The organism is Clostridium sp. AF34-13 (assembly GCF_003477845.1).
In the GTDB taxonomy this organism is placed as follows: Bacteria; Bacillota; Clostridia; order Lachnospirales; family Lachnospiraceae; genus Butyribacter; species Butyribacter intestini.
Map to the genome: position 1 here is coordinate 276,578 of NZ_QUEB01000001.1, position 21,459 is coordinate 298,036.

Sequence of the window (21,459 nt, forward strand, 5' to 3'; positions counted from 1 at the left end):
TGAAACACAAAATGTAAAACGAAGAAAGAAAGCAGGTATAGAGATATGGATACATCTTTTTCATGGATAAAAGCATATGTTCCTGACCTTGACTGTACAGCTCAGGAATATACGGATGCAATGACTTTATCAGGTACAAAGGTTGAGGGATTTACTGAATTTGACAAAAACCTTGATAAGATTGTTGTTGGTAAGATAAATAAGATTGAGAAACACCCTGACGCAGACAAGCTTGTTATCTGTCAGGTACAGGTTGATGAGGACGGAAAGGAGGTACAGATAGTAACAGGTGCTTCAAATGTTAAGGAGGGACAGAAAGTTCCTGTTGTTCTCGATGGCGGTCATGTTGCAAGCTCACACAAGGACGGAGAGTCAGAAAACGGATTTAAGATTAAAAAGGGAAAACTCCGTGGAGTTGAGTCATTTGGTATGATGTGCTCTATCGAGGAACTTGGTTCAACAACTGATATGTACCCTGATGCTGCAAAAGACGGAATTTATATATTGAGTGACAACCCTGAGTACAAGGACGCAAAGATTGGCTCAGATGTAGTAGAACTTTTAGGACTTCACGATGTAAGATTTGAGTACGAGATAACATCAAACAGAGTAGACTGTTTCGGAATGATAGGTATCGCAAGGGAGGTTGCTGCAACATTTGGCAAGAAACTTGTAGTACCTGAGGTTAAAGAGACAGGAAACAGTGAGAATGTAAATGATTATATTTCAGTTGAAGTAAAAAATCCTGAACTCTGCCCTAGATATACGGCAAGAGTTGTAAAAAATATCAGGATTGCACCGTCTCCGGAATGGATGCAGAGAAGACTTGCGTCAGTAGGAATCCGTCCTATAAACAATATCGTAGATATAACAAACTATGTTATGGAGGAGTATGCACAGCCTATGCACGCATATGACCTTGATAAGATTGAGGACAAAAAGATAATCGTAAGAAAAGCTGATAAGGGCGAGAAGTTCGTGACTCTTGACGGACAGGAGAGGGAGCTTGACGATACTATGCTTATGATATGTGACGGCAAGAAACCGGTAGGAATTGCAGGTATCATGGGTGGAGAAAACTCTATGATAACTGATGATGTTACGACAATGCTTTTTGAAGCAGCAACATTTGACGGCACAAACATCCGTCTTTCAGGAAAGAAACTTGGTATGCGTACTGATGCACAGGCAAAATTTGAAAAGGGACTTGACCCGAACAATGCCATTGATGCGATGAACAGAGCGTGCCAGCTTGTCGAGGAACTTGGTGCAGGCGAGGTTGTTGGTGGAACAATCGATTACTATCCGGTAGAGAAAGAGCCTATAGTTATCCCTTACGATGCAGATAAGATAAATGCACTTCTTGGAACAGATATAGATGAAGCCACAATGGTAAAATATTTTGAAAAACTTGATCTTACAGTAGATACTGATAAGAAAGAAGTTATTGTTCCGACATGGAGACAGGATCTTGAAAGACTTGCCGATCTTGCAGAAGAAGTAGCGAGATTTTACGGATATGACAAGATTCCTATGACACTTCCAAAGAGTTCTGCTACAGCAGGGGGATTGTCAGAAAAACTCAAACATGAGAAGGCTGCAAGAATTGTGGTAGAGGGATATGGATTCAACGAGGGAATGACATTCTCCTTTGAGAGTCCTAAGGTATATGACAAATTAAATCTTCCAGAGGATGATATTCTTAGAAAGAGCATAAAGATAACAAATCCCTTAGGTGAGGATTACAGCGTTATGAGAACATCTGCACTCGGAGGTATGCTCACATCACTTTCAACAAACTATAATAGAAGAAACAAGAATGTAAGACTTTATGAACTTGCAAATGTTTACCTTCCAAAACAGCTTCCTCTTACCGAGCTTCCTGATGAGCGTATGCAGCTTACACTCGGAATGTACGGTGACGGAGATTTCTTCACAATGAAAGGTATTATCGAGACGCTTATGACAAAACTCGGTCTTAAGAAAAAGGCTGAGTATGACCCAGAGGCAGGAAAAGCATTTCTTCATCCGGGACGCCAGGCAAAAGTTATGTATGACGGTGTTCAGATAGCTTATTTAGGTGAAGTTCATCCGGTAGTACAGAAAAACTTTGCAATCGGTGAGAGAACATATATCGCCGTAGTCGATATGAAAGCTATCATGGATATGGCTGACTTTGAAGTAAAATACGAGGGCGTTCCAAAATTCCCTGCAATGACAAGAGATATAAGTCTTAGCATGAAGAAAGAAGTTCTCGCAGGAGATATAGAAAAAGTAATCAGCAAAAAGGGCGGAAAACTTGTTGAGTCATATGAACTTTTCGATGTGTATGAGGGTTCACAGCTTGTCAAGGGATTTAAGTCACTTGCATATAAGATAGTATTCAGGGCAAAAGACCACACACTCAAAGATGATGAGGTAAATGCTGCAATGGATAAGATAATTAAGGCACTTGCTGAGATGGATGTAGAACTTCGCCAGTAATTGTCACTAATGAAGAAATATTTACAAGAGATAAATTTGTGATAAACAGACAGTCTGTATTAGGCTGTCTGTTTGTTGTGTTTTGAGGAGATATCATTACAGTAACCGTTCAGCTTTTCATTTAAAGCGGATATTTGCAATCAGCTTTGCAGCTTATGTTTACTCATTTCAGAAATGAAAGGCTATTCTACCATAAAAAGGTACTTAACAATACAATGAACAAGCTCATTGTATTGCCAATTATCTTTTTATGGCTGAACTGTTACACTGTAATAAAAATTTAATATCTTTTAATATTGCAAAAGTTTTCAGTGTATAATATATTATATAAGAAAGTCGCAGTACATATATGTATAAAACATATAGGGTACTGTGTTTTTGAGTGGATTTTGAATGAGAATAGTACGGAAAATCCATATATGTAAAAATTTATATATGTAAAAAAGTATAGGAATAAGGAGTAAAATGAAAAAGAAACATAAATTTATAATACAGCTCATTTCATGGATCTTATTTATAATATATCTTGTTATGATGGTCTATTTTTTGTTTTTTAGTGAGATGCTGGGGAGAACTCCGAGTGATACATATCACTACAACCTTAAACCGTTTACGGAGATTCAGAGGTATATTACTTATTACAGAAGACTTGGAAGTTTCTATGTTCTATTAAATCTCATGGGAAATGTTTTATGTTTTATGCCGCTTGGATTTGTGCTGCCTGTACTGTCATATAAGAACAGGAGTATATTCAAGGTAACATTTATGTGTATGCTGTGCTCGGTTACGGTTGAGCTTATCCAGCTTATATCAAAGCTTGGCTCGTGTGATGTCGATGATGTGATATTAAATACATCGGGCGGTATATTGGGATATATATGTTTTGCAATCTGTATGTTTATATTTAGACATAAGACGGAAAAGAAGAACAAAAAGAAAAACAGGAGGAAATAAAGATAAATATGAGAAGCAGGAAAAAAAGAAAAAAAGAGGGTGAGTTAAGGCTCACAGACAAAAAGCACCCGGCATCGGGTATCTGGGCAGTGATTATAGGCATTTTTGCGTTGGTGATGTTTGGCGTAACCTGTTTTGTGTCGGGAAATAACAAAGGAAATGGCGGGATGATAGTCGGCATTGTGGGAATACTCTGTTTTATTATAAGTATTTCGGGATTTATATTGTCATGGATAAGTCTTAGAAAAGAAAATATCAGATACCTTTTTCCGACTATAGGAGCGGTTGTGAACGGATTGCAGATAGTGGGTTATATGGTGGTCTATATATGGGGATCGTATATATAATTAATTGAGGAACTGATTATATGTGTAAAACTTAGTAAAAAATATAGACAGTTTCGCAATTATCTATATAATTATCTGTGCAAAAATAATATAAAAAGTTATGTTTTATATAGTATGTATAAAAGTTATAATCTGATTTATCGTAACAGTTCAATCATAAAAAATAATTGGCATTACAAAGAGTTTGTTAGTTGTATTGTTGATTATTTTTTTATAATTTATTAAAAAAGAAATGAGGAAATTTGTTATATGGCAATGAATTTTTCAGAAGAAGAAAAAAAGAAGATGCTTGAGGATGAATCTGAGATTTATCAGAAAAGAGATGATGGTCTTGATGCAAATAACGGACAGCTTAAAAAACTTAAAGGCAGGGAAAAGAGAGCATATTTCAGACAGTATTATCTCGGTACGGTGGCGGTGGTTATCGTGGTGGCGATACTTGCAGTGCTCTTTTTTAAAAATGCCGTTCAAAAGAAGCCGCATTGCGTACTTTATATAGCGATAGAAGATGATGTGCTTGATGAGGATAAAGTTGCTGATTTTGAGAAAGCCGTAGAAAAATATCTGAACATTGACACAAAGAATGAGTATGTAAAAGTCGATAATGGAACGAGCGACCAGGAGATACAGACATATATTTATTCAGGCGTGGTTGATGTTATCATCGCTTCGGAGGATACATATAAAAGATGGGCAAATGAGGGCTGTATGGCAGACCCGTCCTCATCAGATACTGTATCTTTCTACAAAGATTATGACAAAAATAAAAAGTATTTTGCAAAATATGTGTCAGGTGAGGAATTAAGAAAAAGTAAACAGAGTGCAGAAAAGTTAAAGTCATCAGAGGGAAAGACTTATAATTTCGGACTTTATTTGAGTGACAGTAAAAAATATAAAGAGACACTCGGCGGTCTGCTTAAAAAGCCGGTAGTTGGTATAACTGCTACATCAAAAAATACGGAAGAGGCTAAACAGTTTATAAAATGGATGATAGAGTAATAGTTTTTTTAATATGATATTTTTGTATAATTCTGATAAAGATTTTATATAATTTTAATATATTATATGACCTATTTACTAAAATGAACAAAATGTAAAAAAACGGTTGACAGAAAAGCAATTAAGTGTATAATAATAGCCATGACAAAGGTGTCACGAAGAAATAATCGTGGCACCTTTTTTGCATTAGCACAAAACTTGTGCTGGTGTATAAATTATATTGCCAGTTAGATTTGTTGTCCGGACACGCAGATTAAAACGGGTTAATACCGAGATGTATTTGAAAAAGTATATGTATGTTGTTAATGTCACTGTTATACAGTAAATTTGAACAGTAAAATTATATAAAATTTATGGTACATCAGGATAAAAAGGAGGCACATTATATGTCAAATGAAATTTTAGATTATATTAACAGTAATCTGTGGGGCGTCTGGTACCTTATAGGTGCCGCACTGGTTTTCTGGATGCAGGCAGGCTTTGCAATGGTTGAAGCCGGATTTACAAGGGCAAAGAACTCAGGAAATATTATTATGAAAAACCTTATGGACTTCTGTATAGGTACGGTGATGTTCATCGTGATAGGTTATTCATTACTTCTTGGAAACGATGTCGGAGGTGTCTTTGGAGCACCGGGATTTAATATATTTAAGGATTATGCAAATTTTGATTTTTCAGGCTTTGTATTTAACTTAGTATTCTGTGCAACAACAGCTACTATTGTTTCAGGAGCAATGGCAGAAAGAACAAAATTTATCTCATATTGCGTATATTCAGCAGTTATCTCAGCGGTCATCTATCCTATCGAAGCACACTGGACATGGGGTGGTGGGTTCCTTGCAAAGATGGGATTTCATGATTTTGCCGGTTCAAACTGTATTCACATGGTTGGTGGTATCTGTGCACTTATTGGTGCGGCAATGCTTGGACCCCGTATTGGAAAGTTCAGTAAAAGAACAGGAAAGCCACATGCTATTCCAGGTCACAACCTTACAATAGGAGCACTTGGTGTATTTATCCTCTGGTTAGGCTGGTATGGATTTAACGGTGCAGCAGCTACTTCGCTTGAGGATTTAGGCTCTATCTTCCTTACAACAACAATAGCACCGGCAGTTGCAACAGTAGTATGTATGATATTCACATGGATAAAATATGGCAAGCCTGATGTTTCAATGTGTCTTAATGCATCACTTGCAGGACTTGTTGCAATCACGGCATCCTGCGATGTTACTGACTGCACAGGTTCATTTATTATAGGAGCTGTAGCAGGTGTGCTCGTTGTGTTTGGAGTATGGCTTCTTGATTATAAACTTAAGATTGATGACCCTGTAGGTGCCGTTGCAGTACATATGATGAATGGTATCTGGGGAACATTTGCCGTAGGTCTTTTTGCAACAAAATCAGCACCGGGATTTCAGATTGCACTTGACGGTGGAGCAATAAAAGCTGAGGGACTTTTCTATGGCGGCGGATTTACACAGCTTGGACTTCAGATAGTAGGAATGGCAGCAACAATAGCATGGACGGTTGTTACTATTACGATTACATTCCTTGCAATCAAACATACATTGGGACTTAGAGTGTCTGCAGAAGAAGAACTTCAGGGTCTTGATTCAGTTGAACATGGTCTTTCATCAGCATATGCAGACTTTATGCCGGCGGGAAATATGTTCTACTCAGCAGGTACATCAGTTGAGACCCTTAAGGGAAATGTGCCTATTGATAAAGCTGTCGAGGTTACAAATGTATCAACGGTATCAGCACCAAAACCTGCTGCCTATAAGAAAACTGAAACTGAAAAGAATGAGGAAATTCCAAAACTTACAAAAGTTTCTATCATATGCAAACAGAGTAAATTTGAGGATCTTAAGGAATCACTTAACAATATCGGTGTAAACGGTCTTACGGTAACGCAGGTGCTTGGCTGTGGAACTCAGAAGGGTATGACTACAAAATATCGTGGTGCAGAACTTGATGTGGTACTTCTTCCTAAGATGAAAGTCGAGGTTGTTGTCAGTGCCGTTCCTGTAGAAACTGTTATAGATACAGCTAAGAAAGCACTCTATACAGGAAATATCGGAGATGGAAAGATATTTGTATATGATGTTGAAAATGTAGTCAAAGTTCGTACAGGTGACAGTGGATTTGATGCATTACAGAGTGATGATGAGATTTAAAGATATGATAAAGGGATTGAAAACAGACAGCAATTTTGGGGCATAAGTTGGTAATAAAATAAATTTTGAAACCAATATCATAATAAATCCATCTCGAAATTCTTCGCTCAGAAGATACCGAGAGTACATAATAAAAGTTAAGGAGGCTTTATATCAGGTCTCCTTAATTTTTTGCATAAACGGAAGTTTTGTTGTATTATAGGAAGTAATGAAAATATTACTGTTTACTTTTGAGGTGCGTACGGCATCATAAAAACACTGTTAAGACACATATTTGTGCTATGATAGCTGTATTGCTTTAAACAAATTGTAACAATCGTAATAAAAATGTAATGCCGCTAAGTATTGACATTGTATCAATTTAAAACTATAATTCGTAAAGTGGAATAGGGAAAAGATGTTATAATTAATGGAGGAAATTATGAAAAACGCTAATAAACAAAAGAATAGTATTTCAGGAAATAATACCTCAGGACTTGGAAGAAAGATTGCGTTGATAGCAGTTGCAGCAGTTGTAGTCATAGCTGCCGCAGTTTTTATAGGCATAAGAGTTTATTATGGCAGTCATTGGTATCCTGATACAAAGATAGGTGACAAGGATGTTTCAGGCATGACACTTTCAGAGTCGGTAAAGGCAATGGAAAAGGTCTATGGTTCATATCAGCTTGACATTAAGGGAAGAAAAGATGGAAAACTTACGATAAATGGTGATGATATTGATTACAAAGTCGGTGTTGAAGATGCCGTAAAAAAAGCATTTGAGCAGCAGCATGACAAGTTTTCGTATTCAAATCTTTTCAAGAATAATGATACTAAAATCGAACCAAAGGTATCGTATGATGAAAATGAAGTAGATTCTATCCTTAGCTCGGCATCAATAGTAAAAGGAGACAGTAGTTATAAGGTTACGGCACCTGTTGATGCAAAGGCTGTATATTCAAAAAAGAAAAACAGTTATCAGGTTGTAAAAGAAGATGTGGGAAACACTCTTGATAAGGATAAATTTTCAGAAACAGTAAAGACAGCTTTAGATAATGGTGAAACTTCAATAGATGTTTCTGATGAAAAAAAATATCCGGATATTTACGAAAAACCGGCACTTACTTCTAAAGATAAAGAACTCAGAAGAGAAGTAAATGTATGCAATGCAACAGCACTTAGATGGGTTACATGGACTATACATAAGGGAGTTCAGGAGAGTGCGACACCGGAAGACATAAGTAAATGGATTACATATAATAATGGAAAAGCAGTTCTTGACAATCAGGCAATGAGAGACTGGATGGAAAAGCTTTGTCTGAAATATAAGACTCTTGGCGGAACAAGAAAGTTTAAGAGTCATACAGGAAAGATGATGAGACTTTCCGGTGGTGATTACGGATGGCAGCTTGATTATGAGAAAATGTGTGCCCAGTTAAAGGCGGGAGTAACAAAGAAGATAAGCCGAAAATTGCAAAATGACTATATAAATAATCAGGATGAGACAGCCAAAAAGGCGATTACCGTTACGCAGAAGCCGGAGTGGCTCGGAACAGCATACAGATACGATCCAAAGAATAAGATGAATGACTGGAATAAAAACAGTTATATAGAAGCTGACCTAGGCTCACAGATGGTATATGTATTTAAAAACGGAAAAGTAATCTATTCATGTGCCACAATATCAGGAAGACCTGTACCGGGCAGAAAGACAACAACAGGAATGTTCTTCATAAAAGATCATGCGAGACATAGAGTCCTCACAGGAGACAACTATGCAACACCTGTAGCAAACTGGGTACGAATCACATGGACAGGAACAGGATTCCATCAGGCAGAATGGCAGCCATGGGGAAGCTGGAGTCCAAGTCTTTACAAAGTAAGAGGCTCACATGGATGTCTTAATTTAAGTCCATCAAGTGCAGCGAGAATATATGAACTCACAAAATATAAACAGATGGTATTCATGCACTACTAAAAAGAGAAAATATAAAAAATTAAAAGATGCAGATTTGTATTTCAATATGGAAAAAAAACTGCATCTTTTTTAATATAAAAAATCATGCCTAAATTATAATATATTAGTGTTAGTTAAAGAAAACTTCAAGAAAAGGAAAAATAAAAAATAACTATAAAAATATTTCTGTTTAAATTGGAGTATATTAGTGTATCAAAACAGATTTCCGAGAAAAGTAAAAATAAACAACAACTATAAAAATATTTCTGCTTAACTTTGAATATATTAGTGTATCAAAACAGATTTCCGAGAAAAGTAAAAATAAACAACAACTATAAAAATATTTCTGCTTAACTTTGAATATATTAGTGTATCAAAACAGATTTCCGAGAAAAGTAAAAATAAACAACAACTATAAAAATATTTCTGCTTAACTTTGAATATATTAGTGTATCAAAACAGATTTCTGAGAAAAGGAAAAATAAACAATAACTAAAAAATAGTTTTACTTAAAGTTAAATATATAAATGTGTTTAAAAATTTCCGAGAAACAGCAAAAACAGGATTTTATTTTGCAGCAAAGGGCGTTAGAAAAGTGTCGGTACTAAGTGAGCGTATTAAGCTCACATATGTACCGCTACGCTTTTCTCCGAGGCGCGAGCCGTCCCTGAGCGTAAAATAAAATCCTGTTTTTGCGTCCGTAAGCCAATTCTCAACTATCCAAACAACTTAACTCCGTCAGCTTCTCCGAAAACCGCAAAGCCGTCGAATTCATTCTGTTCAAGTTTGTTTAAGAATTTACCAAGCTTCTTAGGTCTTGCGATAACTGAAACCATATATTCATCCCTTAAATTTTCAGCATATGCAAGGGCATCAGCATAATTATCTTTGTCATAGAATACGGCAATACGCTTTTTACGGTCAGGTATCGCATAATTCTGTTCCATGAGGATGCCGAAAATCCTTTCAAAGCCGATTGAGAATCCTACGGCAGGAATGTCCTCATTTAAGAACTTTCCAATAAGGTTGTCATATCGTCCGCCGCCTGCAACAGCACCGCTGTAACCATCGGCTGCAACCTCAAATATAGTGCCTGTATAATAACCCTGCCCTCTTACGAGTGATGGAGTAAACTCAACAGGGATAGTTCCGTTTGAAGCTTTGTCAACTGTATCAATGATATATTTAAGGTCATTGACATATTCTGCATCACATACATCTGCGATAGAGTCAAGTGTGAGACTGCCGTTCTCAAAAAGACCTATGAATTTGTCAATTGCATTTTTGTCAAATGAATTTTCTTCAAGTTCAGCTTTTACACCGTCAATTCCTATCTTATCAAGCTTATCAAATATAATGGCAAGCTTTTCGTTGTCGGCATCATCAAAGCCTGTATATGAGAAAATGCTCTTAAGTATGCGGCGGTCATTTATCTTTACGGTGTAATTCTTTAAGCCGACTCTGTTAAGAGCCTTTGTTGTGGTGAGGATAAGTTCTATCTCTGCGTCTCTTGAGTCATTTCCTATAATATCTATATCACACTGCATAAACTCACGCAGACGACCTTTTTGAGGCCTTTCGGCTCTATACACTCTGTCCATCTGAATAACTTTAAAAGGTGTCATAAGTTCATTTTTGTTATTTGAAAAATATCTTGAAAGAGGGAGAGTAAGGTCATATCTAAGTCCCATGTCAGATAATTCTTTTTCTGTCACATTTTCGTTATTTAATGCAGAAGAAAGTTTTTTTCCTCTTTTAAGAACTCTGAATATAAGGTTTAAGTTTTCGCCACCCTCGCTCTTGTCAAGGTTTACAGCATCTTCAATGATAGGAGTAGTAATGCGTACAAATCCTGCATCTCTGTATGTCTCGGCAATTACATTCTGAAGATAATCTCTTATTTCAACTTCTTTTGGAAGATAATCTCTCGTTCCTTTGACTGGTGTAGATTTCATATAAATAATCATCCTTTCTGAAAATAATAATCATAATCCTTTAATACTTTACCATATCTGGTCTTTTATATCAATCTCTGCATCAAAGTAGTCACAGTAAAATTGACTTATTGCACTGAATAGTGTAGAATTAAAAGATGAATAAAGCCGATATGTCGGTGAGTTAAACTATATGGAGGAAAGACATGGATAAGAAGTTAAGAGTTGGTATCCTTGGTGGTACTGGAATGGTAGGACAGAGATTTATCTCATTATTAGAAAATCACCCTTGGTTTGAGGTTGTAGCTATAGCTGCAAGCCCAAGAAGTGCAGGTAAAACATATGAGGAAGCAATCGGGGGTCGTTGGAAGATGACTACACCAATGCCTGAAGCCGTAAAGAAGATTGTGGTACAGGATGTCAGCGATGTTGACAGTGTTGCTTCAAAAGTTGATTTTGTATTTAGTGCGGTAGATATGACTAAAGACGAGATTAAGAAAATTGAAGAAGAATATGCGAAAACAGAAACTCCAGTTGTTTCCAACAATAGTGCACATAGATGGACACCTGATGTGCCAATGGTTGTGCCTGAGCTTAATCCTGAGCATCTTGAAGTTATTGCTGACCAGAAGAAGCGTCTTGGTACTACAAGAGGATTTATTGTAGTTAAGCCAAATTGCTCTATTCAGAGTTATACACCGGCACTTCATGCACTTAAGAAAGCAGGATATGAGCCAAAGACAGTTGTTGCAACAACATACCAGGCTATTTCAGGAGCAGGAAAGACATTTAAGGACTGGCCTGAGATGGAGCACAATATTATTCCATTTATCGGTGGTGAGGAAGAAAAGAGTGAGCAGGAGCCACTTCGTATCTGGGGTCATGTTGAGAATGGCGAGATAGTAAAGGCAGATAGTCCTGTTATCACAACACAGTGTATCCGTGTACCTGTTCAGGATGGTCATACGGCAGCAGTATTTATGACATTTGAAGAGGGAAAGAAGCCTTCAAAAGAAGAAATCATTAAAATATGGAGAGAGTTCAGCGGAATGCCACAGGAACTTGGACTTCCAAATGCACCAAAGCATTTCATCCAGTATATTGAGGAGGATAACCGTCCTCAGGTTTCACTTGATGTAAATTATGAAAACGGATTTGGAATATCTCTTGGCAGACTTCGTGAAGATACTGTATTTGACTACAAATTTGTAGGTTTATCACATAATACTGTTCGTGGTGCAGCAGGTGGAGCTGTTCTTATCGCAGAACTTTTGAAAGCAAAAGGATATATTACAGCAAAATAATCATAAAGCAGCATGAATGTTACCGGTTACACAATAAGTGTGAACGGCAGCATATGAATGGGAGGTACCATATGAATAAGTATCGTATTTTAGTTAAGGGGATTGTCCAGAGAGATAATAAGTATCTGGCTGTAGAAAAATGGTACGATGATAATATCATGGAGCCGTATCAGTGGGAATTTATCGATGGAGAGGCAGAGTTTGGTGAATCACCGGATAAAGCCGTTGTAAGAACAATACAGGAACAGACAGGTCTGATAACCGAGGTTGACAGAGTTCTTTATACATGGACATTTATGATTGGATCAGAGTGTAATTTAGGACTTGCCTATCTTTGCCTTACAGAGCAGAATGAGGATGAAGTGGTTTTGTCCGAAGAACTGAACGATGCTAAGTGGATTGATTATATGGACTTTGAAAAATACATTCATAATAAGCGAATGCTTGAAGATCTTGAAAAGGCGGAACTTTATTAATAAGAGGAGTGCATCTGTCATATTGTTTGGCGGGTGCTCTCTCTGTATATAGGGAAAGGCATAAGATATATTTATGGAAAAAATTCTTATAAAAAATGGCAGAGTGGTAGATCCTGCAAATTATATTGATGGGAAAAAAGACATTTTAATAGAGGATGGAAAAATTAAAAAAGTTGCTGATTTTATTGTGGAAGATGAAGATACAAATGTAATTGACGCAGATGAAAAGGTTGTTATGCCGGGATTTATCGATCTTCATGTTCATTTAAGAGAGCCGGGCTTTGAGTATAAAGAGACTATTGAGACAGGCTCTAAGGCGGCGGCACGAGGTGGAGTCACATCCATATGCCCGATGCCAAACACAAAACCTGTCATAGACAGTCCGGAAAGTGTAAAAGACCTGCTTAAAAGAGCAGAGTGCTCACCGGTTCATATTCTTCCTATAGGCGCGTGTACTATAGGTCAGGAAGGAAAAGAACTTGCTGACATTGAGGGTATGAAAGATGCGGGTATCGTGGCATTAAGCGAGGATGGCAAGTCGGTTATGGATTCTGCATTGTTCAGAAAATCGCTTAAAGAAGTTGCAAGACTTGATCTTCCAATGTTCTCGCACTGTGAGGACAAGGCTCTTGTCGAGGGCGGTGTTATGAATAAGGGGCAGAAGGCAGAGGAACTTGGACTTCCGGGTATCACAAACTCTGTTGAGGATGTTATCGTTGCGAGAGATATTATAATGTCAAAAGAAGCAGGAAACAGACTGCATCTTTGTCACTGTTCAACGGCAGACAGCGTTGTTCTTGTCGAAATGGCTAAAAAGCAGGGGCTTCCGGTAAGTGCGGAGGTATGTCCGCATCACTTTACAATGTCTGATGATGAGATAACGGAGGATAATGGAAGATTTAAAATGAACCCGCCACTCAGGAACAGAGAGGATGTTGATGCATTAAAAGAAGGACTTAAAACAGGTATTATGGAAGTTATATCAACAGACCATGCACCACATGGGAAAGAGGAGAAAGACCAGTCTATGTTAAAGGCTCCTTTTGGAATAGTCGGACTTGAGACATCATTTGCACTTGGCTATACGGAGCTTGTAGACAAAGGAGTGCTTACATTGTCACAGCTTGTGGAAAAGATGAGTGTAAATCCGGCAAAAGTGCTTGGCATAGATAAAGGAAATCTTGCACCGGGCAAAGCAGCAGATATAGTTATAGCCGACATTACTAAGGAGTATAAAATAGACAGCAGTAAGTTCGTATCAAAAGGAAAGAACACGCCTTTTGACGGTAAAAAAGTCAAAGGCAGAGTCATTACGACCATAGTTGACGGAAAAATCGTATATAAATACTAGGAAAACAAATAAGATAATTGCAAAACAGGTGATATGCTGAGATAGCAGTTAATAGTGTTATAAGCAGTAAACAGAGTATATAAAAAATAAAACGGAGGAAGATAAATGATAAATAAATTAGTTTCAGAGATTAAGAAGAAAAATGCACCTATAGTCGTGGGACTTGATCCTATGCTTAACTATGTGCCAAAGCATATACAGGAAAAAGCTTTTGCACAGCATGGAGAGACACTTGAGGGAGCGGCAGAGGCTATATGGCAGTTCAACAAAGCCATAGTAGATGCGACATATGACCTTATCCCTGCCGTAAAGCCACAAATTGCAATGTATGAGCAGTTTGGGATACCGGGACTTGTATCTTACAAAAAGACTATAGATTACTGTAAAGAAAAAGGTCTTGTAGTCATAGGAGACATCAAGCGTGGAGATATAGGATCAACATCAGCTGCATACGCTGTAGGTCATCTTGGAAAAGTTCAGGTTGGCTCAAAGTCTTATGCAGGATTTGACGAGGATTTTGCAACAGTAAATCCATATCTTGGAAGTGACGGTGTAAAGCCTTTTATTGATGTGTGCAAAGAAGAAAAGAAAGGTATCTTTGTTCTTGTAAAAACATCTAATCCGTCAAGTGGAGAGTTTCAGGATAAAGAAGTTGAAGGAAGACCTCTCTATGAGCTTGTCGGCGAGATGGTTTCAAAATGGGGCGAGGACTGCATGGGCGATGATTACAGTTATGTCGGATGTGTTGTCGGAGCTACATATCCTGAAATGGGAAAAGTTCTCCGTAAACTTATGCCAAAGACATATATTCTTGTACCGGGATATGGCGCACAGGGTGGTACGGCAAAAGACCTGAAACCGTACTTTAACGAGGACGGTCTTGGAGCTATAGTAAATTCGTCAAGAGGAATAATCGCAGCATACAAGCAGGATGCATACAGCAAATTCGGTGAGGAGAATTTTGCAGATGCGTCAAGGGAAGCTGTCATTAATATGAAAAACGATATCAACAGCATATTTTGACGCAAGGGTCAAAAGTATCCGGCAATGTATGGTTACATATAAATTGCCGGATGTTGGAGGATTGTAAAAATTGCACAGCAATAGAGCAATCCGTGACATCAAATAGTAACTGTTATGAGCAAGTAGCAGAGCGGATTGAGAATAATCCACTTGACTAAATGAAATGAGGTTATACGGTTTATGGCTGACAAGAAAAAAACTATGGCGGTGATAAGATCGCAGGAAAATATAACAAAAGATATATTCAGTATGTGGCTTGAATTTGAAGCCTATGCTAATGTTGTGAACAGTGCAGTTCCGGGACAATTTATCTCAATGTATAGTGCTGACGGCAGCAGGCTGTTGCCAAGACCGATAAGCATATGTGAGATTGACAAAGCTGCAAACTGTCTTAGAGTTGTTTACAGGGTTGTAGGAAAGGGAACAGACGAGTTTTCAAAGATGGTTAAAGGTGATAAGATACCGGTTGTCGGACCACTCGGAAACGGCTTTACGCTTAAAGGAGGAAAGGCAGTACTTATCGGCGGTGGTATAGGAATACCGCCAATGCTTGAACTCGCAAAATCTCTTAACTCAAAAGAAAATGTTTCGGTAGTGCTCGGTTACAGAGACAATGACCTGTTCCTCAAAGATGAATTTGAGCCTTATGCAAATGTGTATGTATCAACTGAGGATGGAAGTGTCGGAACCAAAGGAAATGTCATAGATGCAATAAAGGAAAACGGGCTTGATGCGGATGTACTTTACTCATGTGGACCTATTCCTATGCTTCGGGGTGTTAAGGCATACGCAAAAGAAAAAGGCATCGAGGCACAGATTTCAATGGAAGAAAAGATGGCTTGTGGAATAGGGGCGTGTCTTGGCTGTGTATGCAAGTCAAAAGATATTGATGAGCACAGTAAGGTTCATAACAAGAGAATATGTAAAGACGGACCTGTATTTAATGCAGAGGATATAGAGATTTAACACTATCAGGGAAGTCCTATGTTTCTATTGCGTAGAGCAATAAGCGGCGGTAGAGGACTTGCTTAAAGAATAAATATTGCGAAATGGAGGAAGCTTATGAATCTTTCAGTAGATTTTGCCGGAGTTAAGATGAAAAATCCGGTTACAACGGCATCGGGTACTTTTGGTTCGGGCGAGGAATTCAGTGAGTATGTTGACTTAAACAGACTTGGAGCTGTTACGACAAAAGGTGTTGCAAATGTTCCGTGGCCGGGAAATGATACGCCGAGAGTATGCGAGACATACGGAGGAATGTTAAATGCGATAGGACTTCAAAATCCCGGAATAGACACATTTGTAAGCAGGGATATACCTTTCCTTAAAAAATATGATACAAACATTATTGTAAATGTGTGTGGAAAGACTCCGGAAGAATATATAGAGGTTGTAGACAGACTTGCAAATGAGGATGTTTCAATGCTTGAGATAAATATATCATGCCCTAATGTAAAGGCAGGAGGTATTGCTTTTGGACAGGATCCCAAACTTGTGGAGCAAATAACATCAAAGATAAAGGATCATGCAAAACAGCCTGTCATAATGAAATTAAGTCCTAATGTTACGGACATAACTGAGATGGCAAAGGCGGCGGAAGCAGGCGGAGCAGATGCGGTATCACTTATAAATACGCTTACGGGCATGAAGATTGATATAAACAGAAGAACATTTGCACTTGCCAATAAGACAGGCGGAATGTCAGGGCCGGCCGTAAAGCCTGTTGCCGTGAGAATGGTCTATCAGGTGGCAAATGCAGTAAATATACCAATTCTCGGAATGGGCGGTATAAGAACTGCAGAGGATGCATTGGAGTTTATCATGGCAGGTGCAGCTATGGTTGCAGTCGGAACGGCAAACTTTAACAATCCGGCGGCAACAACAGATGTTATTGACGGAATAGCCGAATTTATGGATAAAAACGGAGTCAAAGATATAAATGAGCTTATCGGCTGCGTGAAGTAATAACATAAGCCGTTTGTCTAGATATAAAGATGACTGACAGTAGACATGAATGTGCTAAAAGCTAAGAATGAAGATGTTTAAAGGAGTTTGACAGACAAAAAATTTTATAGAAAAGAGGTTTGATTATGGAAAGTTATAAGAAAGAGTTTATAGAATTTATGGTAGAGAGTGATGTTTTAAAATTTGGAGAGTTCACTCTTAAGAGCGGAAGAAAATCACCGTTTTTTATGAATGCGGGAGCATATGTCACAGGCTCACAGCTTAAGAGACTTGGCGAGTATTACGCAAAGGCAATACATGAGCATTACGGTGATGATTTCGATGTACTGTTCGGACCTGCATACAAGGGAATTCCTCTCAGTGTTACGACTGCTATTGCATACAGTGAGTTATATGGAAAAGAGGTAAGATACTGTTCAAATCGTAAAGAAGTAAAAGACCATGGAGATACGGGAATCTTACTCGGAAGCAAGATAAAAGACGGCGATAAAGTTGTTATCATCGAGGATGTGACAACATCAGGAAAATCTATTGAGGAGACATTCCCTATCATCAAAGCTCAGGGAGATGTTGAGATAAAAGGTCTTATAGTTTCATTAAACAGAATGGAGAGAGGTCTTAGCACAGATGCAAGTGCTCTCGATGAAATTCAGTCAAAATACGGTTTTGGTGCAAATGCCATTGTAACTATGGAGGATGTTGTAGAATGTCTTTACAATAAAGAATGTCAGGGAAAAGTGCTTATCGACGACAAACTCAAGGCAGCAATCGATGAATATTATGAGCAGTATGGTGTAAAATAATAAAAATCAGAGCACTATAGTTAAAAATAATGAATGTATAGAAACTCATATTAGCAATTTCAACGAAAATTAAAGTAAATTTAGTTTAATAAAAGACCAAAAGGAGACTTATATGGGAGAGAAGATATATAAGACAATGAAATCCGTAGGTTCATTTAATCTCGTTATGGGAATACTGCTTATCGTTTCAGGGATTACGACCGGGGTTTTATTTATTGCAAAAGGAGCAAGACTTCTCAAAGATAAATCGGAGCTTATGTTTTAATGAAGATATATGTATTTGGAAATTACATGGATTTTAAATGTCTGGCGGGAAACTGCCAGACAACCTGCTGCAGTGGGTGGAAGATAGTTGTTGACAGAGAAGCCTATGAGAGATTTAAAAATCTTGAGAATAAAAGTCTTAGGGCTGATATATTATCAAATATTGTAGAGAAAGACGATGTGCATTCGTTTAAGAACAGGACAAATGGTGACTGTGCCATGCTCGATGGTGATGGTCTTTGCCGCATACAGAGAAATTCAAATGAAAAGACATTGTGTAATACCTGTCGTAAATATCCGAGATTGTCGTTTTCAGATAAAGATACTGTGCTCTTATCTATGGCAGCGTCATGTCCTGTCATAATAGAATATCTGAGTAATGATAAAATAAAAAATATGTGGTATGAGATGGGAACAGACAAGAAAATGTATCCGGTCGATATAAGCGGTGTAAATTGGTTTGCGCAGGACAAGAACAGATTTGATATTTTGATAAATGATATAAAAACAAAATATTATTTAAAACCGGAGAGACTTAGTGAACTTTTTTTTGACTTTGCCGACATGGCAGTAGATATTATAATAAGCTGTAAAGACTGTATGTATTTTGATGGAAGTTTTGATGCATATGAGGAGCAGATGCAGGGAGAAGAGTTTCGGCGAAGATACAATGATTTTACAAAAAAATATGGAGAAAGACTTGCAACATTTGATAAAAATTATGCTGACTACCGAATTTTTACAAAAAAATATGAAAATCCGGATGAAGATACTTATGACAGGATATATCAGGTGGCAGGAGAAATCGTGATGCTCGATACGATAATGTTTAGTTTAAGTCTTCAAAAAGGCAGCAATTATGAAAAAGATATTGTAAATGCAGTCCATTGGGTCTATAAAACAGCAGTGCATGGAAAAGTCAGTGGTAGCAAAATGCACAAAAAAATCATGGAAATTTTGGCAAAATGACGAAAAAAATATTTTCTGGTCTTGTAATACGAGAAAAATGTTACGAAATAAGTGACATTTTTTTTGATATGTAGAAAAAATAAACAAAAATTTGTGAATAATGGAGAAAGATGTAGTTTTGTCAAAAATAAGGCAAAAACCACTTTACATTGCGAAAAAAATTCTTTAATATACGAATATAATAAGTGTATTCGGAGTATGCAGCATTAAGCAGAGTGCAAAAACGTTTGCTTTATTAAAGGGGTAGAGAAAAATTTAAGAATGGAGAATATATATGAAAATAGCATTTTGGAGTAATGGAGGGGAGAAGATGTGCGTTACAGCCAATATGGCGAGTATCGCATCAATGGTATCACTTAGAAATGCAGGCAGAGTTAAAGAAATTTTATTGGAAAATCATTTTAGCAGAAACAAAAGTCTTGAAGATGTTTTGCTGCAGCCAATGCAGCAGGATTTCCTTAGGGAATCCGGAGGGTACAATGTAAAATACGGACTGGATTACATACTAAAGAGGATTTATTGTGGAGATAGGGATAGAGAACTTATCAAAAATTCGACAGTTGATCTGATGTTATCTAATATGTGTCTTTTGCCATCAGGGATGGTTTTTAACAAAGAAGTATTCAATTATGATTTCAGTATGGTTCACGGAGAGTTGTTTGAAATATTAGAAGAAGTTTCAGAGTATATTTTTATAGATACGGAGTCAAATCAAAATCTTAGTACAAAACAGATATTGTTTGATGCAGATATAGTTGTGGTAAATCTTACACAAAATCCTGACAATATAAGAGATTTTTTTGAAAATTATACTTCGATAAGAGAAAAAGCCATATACATTGTAGGAAAATACCGTCCTGAAAGAAAGTGGACACGAAAGAGGATAAGCTATGAATATAATGTGCCGAGAAACAGAATAGGGATTATGCCATATACTATTGAACTTGAGTATGCGATAGATGCAGGCAGGCTGCAGCAGTATTTATGCAGCAATTATATGAGAGCGACCAGCAGAGAAAATGAATTTTTTATAAGACATTGCAAAAAGAATGCAAAGCTTGTGGAAAATACAGCGAGAGAAATAAAAAAGGAGATGATAAGAAGTATTGAGTTGCAAAAGATAGACGATGCCTGTAAAGAAAACAGATGAGATATACGAAAAATTATATAGGAAAAACTTATATGAATATAAGGGGAGGTGGGTGCATGGAGACCGGAGTTAATTCAGACATATTAGGATATTTAAAAAAAAGACAGAGCGAACTTGAAAAAGTAAGTCATCCTATGGTGCGTTATGATGACTCTTTCAGGTATCTGTATGCTTTTGGACTTGGTGTTATGGCACTTGGAAATATGAAAGCAATGAAAGAACTTCAGGAGTATTTCGAGTCGTTGTCAGTAAGATTATGTATCTCAGAAAAAGGAAGAGAGCAGATAATAACAGATATAAATAATTATTTTGACTTCAGATTGACTGAATGTATTGAAAAGGTAAGAGAGAAAGAAATACAGTATTGTTTTGTATTAGACCTGTATAAGATATATCAGTTATCTCTATGGTCGCAGGATTATTGTGAAAAGGTACTTGATTATTATCAACAGATATTCAGGTTTTCAGATATTGAGAGAAATTTTTTTGAAACATTTAGTGAAAGTGCTCAAAAAAAGGATACTGAAAAGGCAGGGAAAGCATATGAACTTTTCAGAAAGAAAGGTTATGAGATAAGATATTCAGTTCTGTCGTATTTTTTTCCTGAATTTGTGCTTGAGGAGAACTATGATAATATAACCGTTAAGGCCGGAAAGACATTTATAATAGATAAACCGACTAAAGTTACCGGTGATATTATTGTAGAAAGAGGCGGTTCGCTGCTTGTTTTAGGTGGAATACTTAAAATATACGGGAGTATAATAACGGATGGCGGAAGAGTTCGGCTTTATAATGCAAGAGTACGGGTTATGGACAATAAGAACGATTATTTTATGAAACTGTCAAAAACGGCAATTGTTCAGATTACATACTCATTTATTGATTGTGGCGGAAAATGTGGTTGTATAAACCAGACTACAGGAAGGTTTATATTGTCAGACACGGCTATAAGCAATACTTCGGGAGAAAGGGCTGTTGAGTTCTTAGGAAGATCAGCAGTCATAACGCGCTGCCGTTTTGTAAATTGCAATGCAGGTGCACTGGCATTGATGAAAAATTCAAGGGTAAACATAGAAAATACCGAATTTATAAATTGTATGTCAGAATACGGCGGTAGTTTATATTCTGAATCAATAGGAAATGTAAAGGTTGAAAGCTGTACATTCGAGAATAGTAAGGCGAAATATCTTGGCTCAGCAATATATTTTAAATATAGCAAATTCGGTCAGTTTGTCACGAATTGCACATATAAGGAATGTATGCCTGAGGAGAGCAGCGTTTTTAATGTGTATGATGATGATTTTGAGATGCAGAGGTTATAGG

The 21,459-nt window shown here is 37.2% G+C and carries 18 protein-coding genes; 17 read left to right on the forward strand and 1 reads right to left on the reverse strand.

Annotated features, from left to right (window positions below; all coding sequences use genetic code 11):
• Positions 1-45: 45 nt before the first annotated feature.
• The 6 genes from pheT to DWZ63_RS01110 all read left to right on the forward strand — a co-directional run bounded on the left by pheT (position 46) and on the right by DWZ63_RS01110 (position 8,918).
• Complete coding sequence (pheT, locus tag DWZ63_RS01085) at positions 46-2,484, forward strand: phenylalanine--tRNA ligase subunit beta (protein ID WP_118498303.1); 2,439 nt, start codon at positions 46-48, stop codon at positions 2,482-2,484.
• 465 nt (positions 2,485-2,949) lie between these two features.
• Positions 2,950-3,438 carry a VanZ family protein gene (locus DWZ63_RS01090; RefSeq protein ID WP_118498305.1) on the forward strand — a complete coding sequence of 163 codons (489 nt, stop codon included), beginning with the start codon at positions 2,950-2,952 and terminating at the stop codon, positions 3,436-3,438.
• A gap of 8 nt (positions 3,439-3,446) precedes the next feature.
• Positions 3,447-3,785 (forward strand): DUF6142 family protein, encoded by a 339-nt coding sequence (locus tag DWZ63_RS01095; RefSeq protein ID WP_022014946.1) that lies wholly within the window; start codon positions 3,447-3,449, stop codon positions 3,783-3,785.
• Positions 3,786-4,034: 249 nt separating this feature from the next.
• Entirely contained in the window at positions 4,035-4,784 is a 750-nt protein-coding gene (locus DWZ63_RS01100; RefSeq protein ID WP_118498307.1) for a hypothetical protein, read from the forward strand.
• A 386-nt stretch (positions 4,785-5,170) separates the two neighbouring features.
• Entirely contained in the window at positions 5,171-6,961 is a 1,791-nt protein-coding gene (locus DWZ63_RS01105; RefSeq protein ID WP_118498309.1) for an ammonium transporter, read from the forward strand.
• Positions 6,962-7,382: 421 nt separating this feature from the next.
• Positions 7,383-8,918: a L,D-transpeptidase family protein gene (locus tag DWZ63_RS01110; RefSeq protein ID WP_182431407.1), complete on the forward strand. Its 1,536-nt coding sequence runs from the start codon at positions 7,383-7,385 to the stop codon at positions 8,916-8,918.
• Positions 8,919-9,613: 695 nt separating this feature from the next.
• Here the strand turns inward: DWZ63_RS01110 and hisS are convergent.
• Complete coding sequence (hisS, locus tag DWZ63_RS01115) at positions 9,614-10,852, reverse strand: histidine--tRNA ligase (RefSeq protein ID WP_118498312.1); 1,239 nt, start codon at positions 10,850-10,852, stop codon at positions 9,614-9,616.
• A 185-nt stretch (positions 10,853-11,037) separates the two neighbouring features.
• Between hisS and asd the strand changes: the two genes are divergently transcribed.
• The 11 genes from asd (at position 11,038) to DWZ63_RS01165 (ending at position 21,458) form a co-directional block, all read left to right on the forward strand.
• Positions 11,038-12,135, forward strand: coding sequence for an aspartate-semialdehyde dehydrogenase (asd, locus tag DWZ63_RS01120; protein ID WP_118498314.1), 1,098 nt, complete (start codon positions 11,038-11,040; stop codon positions 12,133-12,135).
• Between the two features lie 71 nt (positions 12,136-12,206).
• Positions 12,207-12,611, forward strand: coding sequence for an NUDIX hydrolase (locus DWZ63_RS01125; RefSeq protein ID WP_022014952.1), 405 nt, complete (start codon positions 12,207-12,209; stop codon positions 12,609-12,611).
• Positions 12,612-12,684: 73 nt separating this feature from the next.
• Positions 12,685-13,962 carry a dihydroorotase gene (locus DWZ63_RS01130; protein ID WP_118498316.1) on the forward strand — a complete coding sequence of 426 codons (1,278 nt, stop codon included), beginning with the start codon at positions 12,685-12,687 and terminating at the stop codon, positions 13,960-13,962.
• Between the two features lie 105 nt (positions 13,963-14,067).
• Positions 14,068-14,985 carry an orotidine-5'-phosphate decarboxylase gene (gene pyrF / locus DWZ63_RS01135; RefSeq protein WP_055943573.1) on the forward strand — a complete coding sequence of 306 codons (918 nt, stop codon included), beginning with the start codon at positions 14,068-14,070 and terminating at the stop codon, positions 14,983-14,985.
• Between the two features lie 180 nt (positions 14,986-15,165).
• Entirely contained in the window at positions 15,166-15,951 is a 786-nt protein-coding gene (locus DWZ63_RS01140; RefSeq protein WP_118498318.1) for a dihydroorotate dehydrogenase electron transfer subunit, read from the forward strand.
• Positions 15,952-16,047: 96 nt separating this feature from the next.
• Positions 16,048-16,950 (forward strand): dihydroorotate dehydrogenase, encoded by a 903-nt coding sequence (locus DWZ63_RS01145; protein WP_022014956.1) that lies wholly within the window; start codon positions 16,048-16,050, stop codon positions 16,948-16,950.
• A gap of 125 nt (positions 16,951-17,075) precedes the next feature.
• On the forward strand, positions 17,076-17,753 hold the full coding sequence (pyrE, locus tag DWZ63_RS01150; RefSeq protein ID WP_022014957.1) for an orotate phosphoribosyltransferase: 678 nt from the start codon (positions 17,076-17,078) through the stop codon (positions 17,751-17,753).
• 112 nt (positions 17,754-17,865) lie between these two features.
• On the forward strand, positions 17,866-18,018 hold the full coding sequence (locus DWZ63_RS15590; RefSeq protein WP_022014404.1) for a hypothetical protein: 153 nt from the start codon (positions 17,866-17,868) through the stop codon (positions 18,016-18,018).
• On the forward strand, positions 18,018-18,986 hold the full coding sequence (gene fliB / locus DWZ63_RS01155) for a flagellin lysine-N-methylase (protein WP_118498320.1): 969 nt from the start codon (positions 18,018-18,020) through the stop codon (positions 18,984-18,986). Before DWZ63_RS15590 ends, fliB begins: the two co-directional genes overlap by 1 nt.
• A gap of 274 nt (positions 18,987-19,260) precedes the next feature.
• Positions 19,261-20,136, forward strand: coding sequence for a hypothetical protein (locus tag DWZ63_RS01160; protein ID WP_118498322.1), 876 nt, complete (start codon positions 19,261-19,263; stop codon positions 20,134-20,136).
• 56 nt (positions 20,137-20,192) lie between these two features.
• The gene (locus tag DWZ63_RS01165; RefSeq protein WP_182431408.1) at positions 20,193-21,458 is read left to right on the forward strand and encodes a right-handed parallel beta-helix repeat-containing protein; all 1,266 of its coding nucleotides are present in this window, start codon (positions 20,193-20,195) and stop codon (positions 21,456-21,458) included.
• Position 21,459: the final 1 nt, after the last annotated feature.